Source organism: Variovorax paradoxus, assembly GCF_902712855.1.
Taxonomy (GTDB): Bacteria; Pseudomonadota; Gammaproteobacteria; order Burkholderiales; family Burkholderiaceae_C; genus Variovorax; species Variovorax paradoxus_Q.
Genome location: NZ_LR743508.1, coordinates 452,044 through 463,785, shown reverse-complemented (window position 1 = coordinate 463,785; position 11,742 = coordinate 452,044). Strand labels below are relative to the sequence as shown.

General features: G+C 70.6%; 12 protein-coding genes. 3 read left to right on the top strand and 9 right to left on the bottom strand.

All coding sequences use genetic code 11. The annotated features are described in order from the left end of the window. Positions 1 to 20: 20 nt before the first annotated feature. The 8 genes from AACL56_RS28615 to AACL56_RS28580 form a co-directional block, all read right to left on the bottom strand. A complete protein-coding gene (locus tag AACL56_RS28615) occupies positions 21 to 980 on the bottom strand; it encodes a Bug family tripartite tricarboxylate transporter substrate binding protein (protein WP_339093387.1) in 960 nt (319 codons plus the stop codon). 231 nt (positions 981 to 1,211) lie between these two features. Beyond that, positions 1,212 to 1,604, bottom strand: a complete 393-nt coding sequence (locus tag AACL56_RS28610) for a nuclear transport factor 2 family protein (protein WP_339093386.1) — start codon at positions 1,602 to 1,604, stop codon at positions 1,212 to 1,214. Between the two features lie 47 nt (positions 1,605 to 1,651). Beyond that, positions 1,652 to 2,626, bottom strand: coding sequence for a helix-turn-helix domain-containing protein (locus tag AACL56_RS28605; RefSeq protein WP_339093385.1), 975 nt, complete (start codon positions 2,624 to 2,626; stop codon positions 1,652 to 1,654). Positions 2,627 to 2,678: 52 nt separating this feature from the next. Beyond that, the gene (locus AACL56_RS28600) at positions 2,679 to 3,761 is read right to left on the bottom strand and encodes a DUF2817 domain-containing protein (RefSeq protein ID WP_339093384.1); all 1,083 of its coding nucleotides are present in this window, start codon (positions 3,759 to 3,761) and stop codon (positions 2,679 to 2,681) included. Positions 3,762 to 3,763: 2 nt separating this feature from the next. After that, positions 3,764 to 4,753 (bottom strand): tripartite tricarboxylate transporter substrate-binding protein, encoded by a 990-nt coding sequence (locus AACL56_RS28595; protein WP_339093383.1) that lies wholly within the window; start codon positions 4,751 to 4,753, stop codon positions 3,764 to 3,766. Positions 4,754 to 4,835: 82 nt separating this feature from the next. After that, positions 4,836 to 5,867: a pyridoxal-phosphate dependent enzyme gene (locus tag AACL56_RS28590; protein ID WP_339093382.1), complete on the bottom strand. Its 1,032-nt coding sequence runs from the start codon at positions 5,865 to 5,867 to the stop codon at positions 4,836 to 4,838. Between the two features lie 4 nt (positions 5,868 to 5,871). Beyond that, the gene (locus AACL56_RS28585; protein ID WP_339093381.1) at positions 5,872 to 6,267 is read right to left on the bottom strand and encodes a RidA family protein; all 396 of its coding nucleotides are present in this window, start codon (positions 6,265 to 6,267) and stop codon (positions 5,872 to 5,874) included. Positions 6,268 to 6,373: 106 nt separating this feature from the next. Beyond that, positions 6,374 to 7,579, bottom strand: coding sequence for a CaiB/BaiF CoA transferase family protein (locus AACL56_RS28580; protein ID WP_339093380.1), 1,206 nt, complete (start codon positions 7,577 to 7,579; stop codon positions 6,374 to 6,376). A 107-nt stretch (positions 7,580 to 7,686) separates the two neighbouring features. Here AACL56_RS28580 and AACL56_RS28575 point away from each other — a divergent pair, with 107 nt between their 5' ends. Further along, positions 7,687 to 8,568 carry an SMP-30/gluconolactonase/LRE family protein gene (locus AACL56_RS28575; RefSeq protein ID WP_339093379.1) on the top strand — a complete coding sequence of 294 codons (882 nt, stop codon included), beginning with the start codon at positions 7,687 to 7,689 and terminating at the stop codon, positions 8,566 to 8,568. 30 nt (positions 8,569 to 8,598) lie between these two features. Here the strand turns inward: AACL56_RS28575 and AACL56_RS28570 are convergent, their stop codons facing one another. Then, positions 8,599 to 9,510, bottom strand: coding sequence for a LysR family transcriptional regulator (locus AACL56_RS28570; protein ID WP_339093378.1), 912 nt, complete (start codon positions 9,508 to 9,510; stop codon positions 8,599 to 8,601). Between the two features lie 99 nt (positions 9,511 to 9,609). On the opposite strand from AACL56_RS28570, the gene AACL56_RS28565 reads away from it, so the two are divergent. Continuing rightward, complete coding sequence (locus AACL56_RS28565) at positions 9,610 to 10,701, top strand: LLM class flavin-dependent oxidoreductase (protein WP_339093377.1); 1,092 nt, start codon at positions 9,610 to 9,612, stop codon at positions 10,699 to 10,701. A 37-nt stretch (positions 10,702 to 10,738) separates the two neighbouring features. After that, entirely contained in the window at positions 10,739 to 11,728 is a 990-nt protein-coding gene (locus tag AACL56_RS28560) for a flavin reductase (RefSeq protein ID WP_339093376.1), read from the top strand. Positions 11,729 to 11,742: the final 14 nt, after the last annotated feature.

Sequence of the window (11,742 nt, the reverse complement as noted above, 5' to 3'; positions counted from 1 at the left end):
GCCGGGTCGCCCGGCGTGATTCAGTGCGACTGCTTCGGCAGGTTCAGGCTCTTGAGCATCGGCACCCAGCGTTCGAACTCGGTCTGCACGAATTTCGCGAGTTCCTCCGGCGTGCCGCCGCGCGGCTCCATTCCCATGGCGCGTGCGCGGGTCACGAAGTCGGGCTGCGCGATGACTTCGTTCACGGCCTTGTTCAGGCGGCGGATCGAATCGGCCGGCGTGCCCGACGGCACCGAGAGCGAGTACCAGAGCACGGCCTCGAAGTCGTAGCCCTGCTCCTTGAAGGTCTGCGCGTCGGGCACCTGCGGCAGGCGCTGGCTGTCCATCACGCCGAGCACGCGCAGCTTGCCGGCCTGGATCAGCGACAGCGACCCCGTCAGCGATGTGCCATGGATGTCGATGGTGTTGCTCAGCAGCGCCTGCACGGCCGGCGCGTCGCCGTTGAAGGGCACGTGCACGGTGCTGTAGCCGTGCGTGCGCTCGAAGTTCAGCGGTGCCAGGTTGGTCAGGATGGCTTCGCCCGGCGAGCCGCGGTTGATCTTGCCGGGATTGGCCTTGGCGTAGGCCACCATCTCCTTGATGTTCTTGTAGGGCAGGTCGACGCGCCCGACGATGATGGCCGGCTGGTAGCCGATCTGCGAGACCGGCGCGAAGTCCTTCTTGGGGTCGTACGGGAGCTTGTCGTACAGCACCGTGTTGTTGGCCAGCGTGCCGAGCGACGACACCAGCACCGTGAGCCCGTCGGGCCGCGAGCGCGCCACGTAGTCGGCGGCCACGATGCCGCTGGCGCCGGGCTTGTTCTCCACGATGATCTGCGTGCCCTTCTTCGCGAGCTCGGAGGCCAGCAGGCGCACGTACTGGTCGGTGCCGCCCCCGGCCGCGAACGGCACGACCATGCGGATGGGCTGCTGTGCGTGGGCCGCGCCGGCCACCATGGCCAGCCCGAGCAGCAGCGGGGCGATGAGCTTTCGATGAATCATGTCGTCTCCGGTCTTGTGGACGGGCTCGAAGGCTGTGCGCCAGGCCCGCCGGGGCAGTCTATCGACGGGGTTCCGGCGGGGTGCTGCAAGGTGTGAAAAGCAGCTTTGTCGCCGCCGCAAAGGCGCGTGCGGGCTTTCCCTGACGCGTTCGCGGGCAGGCTCGCTGCTTCTCGCGAACCGTCCTCCGGACACGGTGCACGCCGCAGTGCTGCTGCTGCTGCGGCCGGGCGGTCAGCCGCCTGCCGGCGCCAGCTCGACCCACTGGCTGCGCCAGGCCGGCGCATCGAACGGGTCGGCGAAGTACTGGGTCTCGCACGACACCTTGCCGTCGCAGAATTCCATGATGCTCACGGTGTACGCGCGCCGGCCCTGATAGTCGATCGCGTACTCGGTGACCCAGAGCTCGCCCTGGCCGACGATCCGGCGCACAGCGAAGCCCGACGGCCGGCCGGGGTGATGGCTGCGCAGCGCCTGCAGGTTGCGCCGGCCATGGATCGCCTCGCCCGACTGCGGGTAGCTGCACACGGCATCGTCGTGGTAGATCTCGTGCTCGGCGTCCTGGTCGCCCGCGGCCGACGCGGCCCAGTGCCGGTCGATGGCCGCGCGGATGTCTCGTTCTTCCATCTTCGACCTCCATTCGTGCGCGCCGAAGCACGCGTGCAGGGCGGGTGTCAGTGGGCCTGGCGCGCAGCCTTGCGCGCGCCCTGCGGCGTCATGCCGAACTGCCGCTTGAATGCGGTGCTGAAATTGGCGGCGTGGCCGTAGCCCGCTTCCGCCGCGATCTGCGAGATGCTGAGCCGGCCGGACTCGACGAGCGTGCGCGCCCGCGCCAGCCGGGCCTGGCCGACGTATTCGAAAAGAGGAAGGCCGAAGGCCTCGCGGAAGCGGCGCGCGAGGTGGCTCTCGCTGAATCCGAAACGCCTCGCGAGCTGCCGCATCTCGAGCGGTTCGTGCAGGTTCGCGTCGATGTAGCGCCTGACCGTGGCCAGCCGCTCGCGGGCACGCCCGCCGGTGCTGTCGGTGGCGGCATCGTCGAAGCGCCGGGTGAGGAAGGTGTGGAGCAGCTCGAAAGCCTTCGACTCGGCATAGAGGCCACGGAAAGCGTCGCCCTGCGAATCGCCCAGCAGCGCCAGCGAGATGCCATGCTGGACGGCATCGAGCGGAAAGCGCATGAACTCGAAGCGCTGCGGCTCGCCGCGCACGAAGGTGCCGAACGGCCCGCTCAGCGCCTCGCCCGACAGCCCCAGTTCCTGCGTGAGAAAGCTGCGCGAGCAGCACAGCGTGACCGAGCGCTCGCGCACTTCGCTGGCAAAGAACTCTTCCTTGGCCAGTCCGGGGGGCTGCAGCAGCGTGCTCACGCTCATCGCACTGACCGTCTGCGCGGCAGGCGCGCCGGGCTGGCCGACGAAGCTCTCGCCCTCGAGGCGGAAGTGCAGCTTGATGAAGTCGCCGCTGCGGTAGACCTCGCGGCTCGGTTCGGCATGGTCGACATGCCCCAGCGCGACGTAGAAGCCCGGGCGGAAGCACAGGAACTCGCGCCGTCCGCGCGCCCGCCCGATGGGCGTCAGCGTGAGGCCCTGCGTGCGCCCCCAACTGCGCGCCGATTCGAGCGCGTAGGCGGAAGGCAGGCTGAATGGCATGTCCATGCGCAGGGTCCCCGATCCTGGTTGACGAGGATCGCAAGCATACGCCTGCACTTCAGGGCGCGCGCGCGAGAAACTGCAGCGCCATGCCGATGATCCGGCGCGACTGGTCGACGAGGCCGCGCTGCCATGCGGCGTCTTCGGGGTAGAAGAATTCGAGCAGTTCGCGCCGCACCTCCGACAGCGTCGTCCGGCCCGTGCCCGAGGCCCATTCGCGCTGGTCGCGCACCAGCAGATCGAGCATGCGTTGCGGCCGCCCGGTGCCGAACTCCAGCACCGCGGCCGTCACGCGCGCCTGCGGCAGTGCGCGTTCGTAGCCCGGCGTGGAATGCCCGGTGACGGGCGCGAAGTCTTCGGGAGCGTCGCTCTCGTGCACCGCGACCACCCAGCGGCCGAAAGCCTCGCGCATGCGCGCCAGGTCCGCGCCCTGCTGCAGCGCCACGATCGAGCCGTAGCCGTACGGCCCCAGGCCGGTGTGGTAGTCGACCAGGCACACATCGGTGGCGCTGGCGCCATGGCGGCGCAGCACCGCCTCGATGGCCAGCCGCGACCATGTCGGCGCCCGGCCGCCGAAGCCCATGCCGTGCGGCAGGCCGTACTGGCCGGCCATCAGCGCGTTGTAGAGCGCTTCGTCGCCCCTGGCGGCGGCGAAGTCCGCGAGCAGCGCGTCGCCCCGGGCTGCGGCATCGGCGTCGTCCGGATCGAGGTCGATCGCCGCGTGCAGCGGCGCGTAGGCGGGCGACGGCGGCGCGGCCGAGTGGTCGATGAAGTTGCGGCAGAGATCGACGTTGTCTTCGGTGTAGCGCCGCAGCCAGGATGCGCCCCACGGGTTGATGGCATGCACCAGCACCACGGCGGTGTCGCGCGGCAGGTCGGAGGCGCCATGCGTCAGCAGCCAGTCGATCTGGCAGCCCGCGCCGGCGAAGAGCTCGACCCCGTGCACGCCCGAGGTCAGCACCAGCACGCGCCGGGCATCGGCCGGGCCCACGCGCACCACGTCGGTCGCCAGCGGCTCGCCCTGCGCGCCCGCCAGCGGGTGCACGAAGGCCTGCGGTTCGAGGCCGCGCAAGGTGCAGGCCGCGCGGAACTTGTCGCGCGCCGTGGCGTAGTCGGCGCTGAAGAGCATGTCGGCTTGCATCGTCAATCGATCTGGAATCCGGATTCGCGAATGATCGGCTGCCACAGCGCGAGCTCGCTGCGCACCGCCTCGTGCAGCTGCTGCGGGCTGCCGGCGGCGGTGTCGAAGCCCGCGGTGGCCAGGTTGGCGGTGGTGGCCGGCAGCGCGGCGACCTCGAGCACGCCCGCGTTGATGCGCTCGACGAAGGCCTGTGCCGTGCCGGGCGGTGCGAACAGGCCGACCCAGCTCGAGCTGCCCAGCGACCTGAAGCCCAGTTCGCCGAAGGTCGGGACCTCGGGCACGCTCTTGCTGCGCTGCGGCCCGGTCACCGCCAGCACGCGGATCTTGCCGGTCTTGTGCGAGGGCAGGAGGCCGCCGAGCGCATCCACGGCGGCCGGAATCTGGTTGCCGATCAGGTCCGCCAGCAGCGGCGCGCCGCCCTTGTAGGGCACCGGCAGGAGTTCGACGCCTTCCTGCTTTCCGACCACGTAGCCCACGAAATGCGGCGAGCTGCCCGCGGCGGGCACGCCGAAACTGCGCGCCTGCGGCGTGGCGCGCGCCAGCGCGATGTACTCCTTCAGGGTTCTCGCCGGCTGCGCGGCGCTCACCGCCAGCGCGACCTCGAAGGTGGCGAGCCGGGCCACCGGCGCGAAGTCCTTCACCGGGTCGTAGCGCACCGTGCGCGAGGTCAGCGGCAGGGTCGAGAACATGTGGCTGTTGCCGAGCAGCAGCGCGGTGCCGTCCGGACGCAGCGTGCGGAACTGCTCGGCCGCGAGCTGCCCGCCGGCACCGGGCTTGTTGTCCACGATGACATTGACTCCCAGGCGCTTCTGCAGGCCTTCGGCGTAGATGCGCGCAACCGCGTCCGCCGTGCCGCCGGCCGGATAGCCGACCACGAGCCGGATCGTGCGCGGCAGCTCCGGCGAGGCCGGCTGCGCGGCGGCAAGGCGCGGCAGCATGGCACCGCCCACGATGCCGGCAGGCAGCATGGACAAGAGGTCGCGTCGCTTCATGGGGGCTGCTCCAGGAGAGTTGAATCGGGCGGGGCGCGTCCGCAGCGCTGCAGTGGCGCTCGGGACGCAGGCGTTCAGGCGATCAGGCGTCCAGCAACAGCTCTCCGCGAGCGAGTTGCTGCGCATAGGTCGCGGCATCGAGATTGGCGCCGCAGACGATGAGCCCGGTGCGTGCGCCGCGCAGTTCGTCGCGCAGCGGCCCCAGCAGGGCGGCAAGGGCCGTGGCACCGGCCGGCTCGACGGCCAGCTTGGCGTCGCGGAACATCACCGCCATGGCGCGGCAGATCTCGTCGTCGCTCACGGTGACGATGCGTTCCATGTAGCGGCGGCACAGGCCGTAGGCCATCGGCAAGGTCATCGGCGGCGCCAGGCTGTCGGCGATGGTCGAGAGCTTGTCCATGCGTTGCGGCGAACCGGCTTCGAAGCTGCGCCGCATGACGTCGGCGCCCTCGGGCTCGACGCCGATCACGCGGCACGACGGCAGCAGCTTGCGCACCGCCGTGGCCACGCCGCTGGCGAGCCCGCCGCCGCCCACGGCGACCAGCACCACGTCGAGGTCCGGCGCCTGCTCGGCGAACTCGAGGCCCAGCGTGGCCGTGCCCAGCGACACGGCCTCTCCCTCGAAGGGGTGGATGAAGCTGCGCTGCTCGTCGCGCACCAGCGCCTCGGCCATGGCGAAACCGGTGGCACCGTCGGGCGCGACCAGCAGTTCGGCGCCGTACGAACGGGCCAGGGCCGCGCGGGCGGGGTTGGCGGATGCCTGGATCACGATCCTGGCGCTCACGCCGGCCTCGCGCGCCGCGAACGCCGCGGCCACCGCATGGTTGCCGGCGCTCACGGCGGTGATGCCGAGCGCTTTCTGCGCGGGCGTCAGGCGCCGGACCGAGTTCAGCGCGCCCCGCGCCTTGAAGGTGCCGGTGCGCTGGAACAGCTCGAGCTTCATGACGACGTCGGCACGCCCCAGCAGGCGCTCGACGGTGGCGCCGTGCAGCGGCGCGACGGGCGTGCGCAGCAGCGCGCCGGCGTTGGCGCGGGCGGTTTCGCGGATGGCGTCGAGGTCGAGGTCGACGTCGGGGACGGCGGTGGCGGCGGCGGTGGGATTGGGTGTGCTCATGCCGTCAGTCTCCGGCGAGTGGGCGGTTGCGCGCAATGGCCTCGATCTCGACCAGCGCGCCCGGCACCATGAGGTCGGCGCGCACGGTGGAGCGCGCCGGCGCCGGTGCCTTCGTCGTGGCGAAGACCTCCGCGTAGCTGGCGTTGAACTCGATGAAGTCCGTGACCCGGCCGAGCCACACCGTGGTCTTCAGCACGTCGGCAAGGCCGAGGCCTTCGGCGCAAAGGATGTGCTCGATGCGGGCCAGGCAGCGCCGGGTCTGGTCGCCGACGGTGTCGCCCGCGATGCGCGAGTGCTCGTCGAAGGCCATCTGGCCGCTGACGAAGACCCAGTCGCCGTCGCGGCGGGCGGAGGAGAAGAAGGGCGCGATCGGCGCGGCCGGCAGGCAAGCATGGGGCATGGCCGCAGTCTATGGACGGGCGGGCGGCCTGTCCTTTGCGCGGCGATCCGGATCTTTTGCGCAGTCGCCAAACTGCGGCCGTGCCAGGGGCGCGGCCTGCCAGGGGTCAGGGCGCGGTCTTCACGACCCGCGCTTCGCGCAGCGCCTCGATCTCTTGTGCGCCGTATCCCGCCTCGCGCAGCAGTTCCTCGGTGTGCGCGCCGTGCGCGGGTGCCGCGCGGGTGGCGCGGCGCGGTGTGTCGCACAGCTCGTAGGGCAGGCCGAAGCTGGCGTAGCCGGGCAGCTCGCCGTCGGGCGCCGCCTCGATCACCATGCGGCTGGCGCGGAAGTCGGCGCCGGCCAGCGCATCGGCGTAGCTGCGCACCACGCCCACCACGATGCTGTGGCGCGTGAGCAGCTGCACGCACTCGCCGGTGCCGTAGTGCGCGAGCCGCCCGCTCACCGCCGCCTTCATCGCGGGCCGGTTCTGCACGCGCAGTTCGTTGGTGGCAAAGCGCGCGTCGGTCGCCAGTTCGGGGCAGCCGATGGTCTCGCACAGCCGCACCCAGTGCGCCTGCACGTAGGCCGAGATCACCACCATGCCGTCGCGCGTGCGGAAGATGTCGGCCGCCGGCGCGCTCAGCGGCTGGCCGTCGCCGCTGCGCGTGGGCTCCACGCCGCGCACGAGGTAGTCGCTCCAGTTGGCCAGCTGCAGGTTCAGCGCCACTTCCAGAAGCGATACGCGGATGGTCTCGCCATGGCCGGTGCGCTCGCGGCGGAACAGCGCCGCCAGGATCGCCTGCGTCGCCACCTGCACCGTGGCGGTGTCGACGATGGTGGCGCCCACCTTCTGTGGCAGGCCCTGCGGCTCGCCGGTGACGGCCATCAGCCCGCTCTCGGCCTGCGCGGCGATGTCGTAGCCCGGCCGGTCGCGCGAGGGCGCGTCCGCGGGAAACCCGCTGATCGACACATGGACGAGGCCCGGATGCGCCGCGCGCAGCGCCTCTGCGCCCAGTCCGAGCGCGTCGGCAGCGCCGGGGCGCAGGTTCTGCACCACCACGTCGGCACCGGCGATCAGGCGGCGCGCGATCTCCAGCCCGCGCGGCTGCCGCAGGTCGAGCGCGATCGACTTCTTGCTGCGGTTGTAGGCGCGCAGCATCGCGTGCCCGAAGTGGCCGGTGTGGCGCGCCATGTCGCCGTCCAGCGATTCGATCTTCAGCATCTCGGCGCCGAGGTCGCCCAGCGACATCGCGGTGCCGGGCCCGGCGATGTAGTTGCCGAGCTCGACGACGCGGATGCCCTGCAGGGGCGGGGGAGCGGTGGGTTCTTTCATCGGCCGGACTCTAGGAGCGCACGGCGGGCGCGGGAAGGCACGATGTGCAAAGCAGCTTTGCACGATGCGCGCGAGCCCGCGCCGCGTCCGTCGCCACACTGCGGACCATGGATGCATGGACTGTTCGGGAACTCGGCACGACCCGGGACCTGCTGGGCGAGAGCCCCTGCTGGGATGCGCGCGCGGGCGCCGTCTGCTGGATCGACTCGCTGGCCGGCACGCTGCACCGCCACTGGCCCGGCACCGGCGAATCCGAAAGCCACAGCCTGCCCGCACCGGTCGGTTCGGTCGCACTGTGCGAAAGCGGCGCCGTGCTCGTGGCGCTGCAGCACGGCTTCGCGCGCTATCGCTTCGACACGCGCGAACTGCAGCGCCTCGGACGGATCGACACCGAGCACCCGGGCGTGCGCCTCAACGACGGCAAGTGCGATCCGTGGGGCAACTTCGTGGCCGGCACGCTGCATGTGCACCGCCAGCCGGGCGAGCCGATCGGCGGCGGTCTCTACCGCCTGCGCCCCGGCGGCGAGATCGAATTGCTCGCCGACGGCTTCGCGCTGACCAACGGGCCGTGCTTCAGCCCCGACGGCCGCACTTTCTACGTGGCCGACAGCCCGCTGCGCACGATCTGGGCCTACGACTATTCACCGCACGGGCCGCTCGCCAATCGCCGCGCCTTCGCGCAGACCGAGGGCTTCGCCTCCGGGCCCGACGGCGCCACCGTGGACGCCGAAGGCTTCGTCTGGAGCGTGCTGCCGCGCGCGGGCGCCATGGCGCGCTTCGCGCCCGACGGTCGCGTGGAGCGGGTGGTCGAGCTGCCCGCAACGCATCCCACCAGCCTGTGCTTCGGCGGCGCGAAGCTCGACAAAGCCTTCGTCACTTCGCTGTCGAAGAGCACCAACCTGTCGGGCGACCGGCCGCAGGATGGCGCGCTGTTCGAAGTGGGCGGGCTGCCGGCGCCCGGCCTGCCGCCGCACCTGTTCGGCGGCTGAGGCGCCGACCCGCGGCGCATCTTCTTTTCCTCAGGCGCCGTCGTTCTCGCGCAGCGCCTCGGCCATGAAGTCGACGAAGGCCCGCACCTTCAGGGGCAGCGTGCGGCTCTGGCGGAACACGGCATAGACGCCGTTCGAGAACGCGCGCACCGCGAAGCGGTACTCGGGCAGCAGCCGCACCAGAGTGCCGTCCTGGATGCCGCTGCGCACCGTGGGCTCCGACAGCAGCGCGATCCCCATGCCGCCGATGGCGGCCAGCCGCAGCAGCTCGCCGTTGTTCGAGCTCAGCACGCCCTGGATGGGGAGTTCCTGCTGCACGCCCTGTTCGTCGATGTACTTCCAGGTAACCGCCTCGTGCTCGCGGCGGTAGGTGAGGCAGCGCACCTGCATCAGGTCGTTCGGGTGGCGGATGCGCTTGTGCACCTTCATGAAGGCGGGGCTCGCCACCAGCACCTCGTCGCTGCTGAGCAGGCGCTTGATGACGAAGTTCGAATCGTTCGACTCGCCGGTGCGGATGTCGATGTCGAAGTCCTGCTCGACCAGGTTGACCGGGTGCTCCGACAGTTCGAGCTCGAGCTGGATGTCGGGGTGCTGCTGCGCGAAGCCCGGCAGCAGCGGCCCGATGACGCGCAGCCCGATCTGCATGCGCGAATGGATGCGCAGGCGGCCCTCGGGCAGCTGCTTGGAGTTGCGCGCCGCCTCCTCGGCCCGCGCCATGGCCTCCAGCACCACCTCCGCGTGTTCCAGGAAGGCCTGGCCGGCCTCGGTCACCTTCAGGTTGCGGCTGGTGCGGTCGACCAGCTGGACGCCGAGTTCCTCCTCGAGCGCGCTGATGCGCCGCGAGATGGTGGCGGGCGACAGGCTCAGGCTGCGGCCGGCCGCGGAGAGGCTGCCCTTCCTCTGGACGATCACGAAGATCCGCAGCGAATCGAGGGCCTTCATTTCAATAAGCGCAAAGAAGGTGTGCGAAGCATGGCGAGCCGGACGGGGACCCGGCTCCTACCATCAAAACACGCAACCAAGCCTACAAGGAGCCAAGCGATGGATTTCGGAATCTTCATATTGATGCAGCAGCGGAACAAGCACAAGACGTCCCACCAGATCCTGCGCGACGCCGTGGAGCAGACGCGCGTGGCCGACGAACTGGGCTTCGGGGCCGCGTGGTACGCCGAGCACCATTTCAGCAACTACGGCCTGTGCTCCTCGCCGCTGACCATGATCGCCCATTGCGCCGCGGTCACCCGCAACATCCGGCTGGGAACGGGCATTGTCGTCGCACCGCTGTACCAGCCCGCGCGCCTCATTGCCGACGTGGCCATGGTCGACCAGCTGTCCAACGGCCGGCTCAACCTGGGCATCGGCTCGGGCTACCAGCACTTCGAGTTCGAGCGCTTCGGCGTCTCGCTCGACACCGCCAAGGCGCGCACGCTCGAGATGCTCGACATGCTCGAGCTGGGCCTGAAGCAGCCCAAGTTCAGCTACGACGGCGAGTTCTACCAGCAGCCCATGAGCGCTATCAGCCAGCGCGCGGTGCAGCAGCCGATGCCCCCGATGTGGATCACCAGCGTCGACCCCACCTTCGTGACCCGCGCGGTGCGCGGCGGCCACCATGTGTTCGTCTCGGGCGGCGACGGCGGCGTGGAGAAGCTGCGCGCGACCCGCAACCTGATCGACAAGGTCGCGCTCGCCGAGGGCAAGGACCCGGCGCAGGTGAAGGTCGGCGTGCTGCGCGCGGCCTACGCCAGCGACAACAAGGACGAGGTGGAGCGCTACCTCGACTGCGCACGCTTCCAGCGCCGCATTGCCGTGAGCCTGAAGCGCCGCACCGCGCAGGTGGCCGACGACTATCAGGTCGAGGAAGGCATCGTCGAAGGCGAATCGAGCCTCGAGGAAATGCGCGCCAACCTGCCGGTGGGTTCGGTGGATCAGGTGATCGAGCGTGTGGTGAAGGAGATCCGCACGCTCAAGCCCTGCCACTACGCCTTCCAGACGCAGATGGGCGACTTCGACCACCCGACCATGCTGCGCCAGCTGGAGCTGTGGGCCAAGGTGATCATGCCCGCTGTGCAGCGCGAGATCGCGAACGACCCGCCGCACGTGGCGCAGGTCGAGCCCGAACTCGCCGCGGCCTGAGCGGCACCGGCCACGCGACCCATCCGAGGGGAAAGCCATGACCCAAGCCATGACCCACGCCGTACCCCAAGCCGGGCCCGCAGCGGTGGCTCCGATCGAGCCGATGCTGTTCCGCCAGCTGCTGGGCTGCTTTCCCACCGGCGTGGCCGTCATCACGACGCGCGACGCCGTCGGGCGCCCGGTGGGCCTGACCTGCAACTCGTTCAGCTCGGTGTCGCTGGAGCCGCCGCTGGTGCTGTTCAGCCTGCGCAAGGCCAGCAGCCTGGTGGGTGCCTTCCGCGAGGGCGAGGGCTTCGCCATCAACATCCTGTCGCAGCGGCAGGACGCGCTCTCGGGTCGCTTCGCCTCCAGCAGGATCGCCGACAAGTTCGAAGGCGTGGCCTGGCGCCCGGGTCCGCTCGGCATGCCGGTGATCGACGACTGCCTGGCGAGCTTCGAGTGCAGCGTGCATGCATGCCACGACGCGGGCGACCACCACATCTTCATCGGCGAGGTGAAGCACATGGGCGGTGGCAGCGCCGACCACGCGCTGGTGTTCTACAAGGGCGCCTACATGATGCTGGCGGAGTCGCTGCGCACGCTGGTCGTGCAGGGGCGGCTGGGTTCCGCGGACCTCGACGAGGCCTACCGCACGCTGTACGGCACGCTGCTGCGCCTGGCCTGCGATCGCGCCACCGACGCCGAGCTCGACGCGGTGGAGAAGGCCGTGGACGACATCGAGCGCCACCAGGGCACCGACACGCTCGCGCAACGCATCGAATCGGCCAGCCGCTTCTTCTGCGCCATCGCGGACGCGGGCCACAACGAGGCGCTCATGCTGATGGCGCAGACCATGACCAGCATCCTGCGCGAGCGCATGACGCACGTCATCCCGGTGCTGCCCCGGCCCGACCTGTTCCCGCTGCGCCGCCGCGTGGTGCATTGCCTGCGCCGGCGCGATGCCGACGGCGCGGTGGCCGCACTGGACGAACTCATCACCAAGCTGCGCAAGGACGCGCCGGTGGCCAGCCCGGCCGCGGCGGCCTGAACGCGCCAGCCCAT

Bases quoted from the DNA above. Each gene is read 5' to 3' on its own strand.
- AACL56_RS28600 (WP_339093384.1), bottom strand. From the start codon at position 3,761: ATGCAAGCCGACATGCTCTTCAGCGCCGACTACGCCACGGCGCGCGAC.
- AACL56_RS28570 (WP_339093378.1), bottom strand. From the start codon at position 9,510: ATGAAGGCCCTCGATTCGCTGCGGATCTTCGTGATCGTCCAGAGGAAG.
- AACL56_RS28615 (WP_339093387.1), bottom strand. From the start codon at position 980: ATGATTCATCGAAAGCTCATCGCCCCGCTGCTGCTCGGGCTGGCCATG.
- AACL56_RS28565 (WP_339093377.1), top strand. From the start codon at position 9,610: ATGGATTTCGGAATCTTCATATTGATGCAGCAGCGGAACAAGCACAAG.
- AACL56_RS28575 (WP_339093379.1), top strand. From the start codon at position 7,687: ATGGATGCATGGACTGTTCGGGAACTCGGCACGACCCGGGACCTGCTG.
- AACL56_RS28580 (WP_339093380.1), bottom strand. From the start codon at position 7,579: ATGAAAGAACCCACCGCTCCCCCGCCCCTGCAGGGCATCCGCGTCGTC.
- AACL56_RS28585 (WP_339093381.1), bottom strand. From the start codon at position 6,267: ATGCCCCATGCTTGCCTGCCGGCCGCGCCGATCGCGCCCTTCTTCTCC.
- AACL56_RS28560 (WP_339093376.1), top strand. From the start codon at position 10,739: ATGACCCAAGCCATGACCCACGCCGTACCCCAAGCCGGGCCCGCAGCG.
- AACL56_RS28595 (WP_339093383.1), bottom strand. From the start codon at position 4,753: ATGAAGCGACGCGACCTCTTGTCCATGCTGCCTGCCGGCATCGTGGGC.
- AACL56_RS28610 (WP_339093386.1), bottom strand. From the start codon at position 1,604: ATGGAAGAACGAGACATCCGCGCGGCCATCGACCGGCACTGGGCCGCG.
- AACL56_RS28605 (WP_339093385.1), bottom strand. From the start codon at position 2,626: ATGGACATGCCATTCAGCCTGCCTTCCGCCTACGCGCTCGAATCGGCG.
- AACL56_RS28590 (WP_339093382.1), bottom strand. From the start codon at position 5,867: ATGAGCACACCCAATCCCACCGCCGCCGCCACCGCCGTCCCCGACGTC.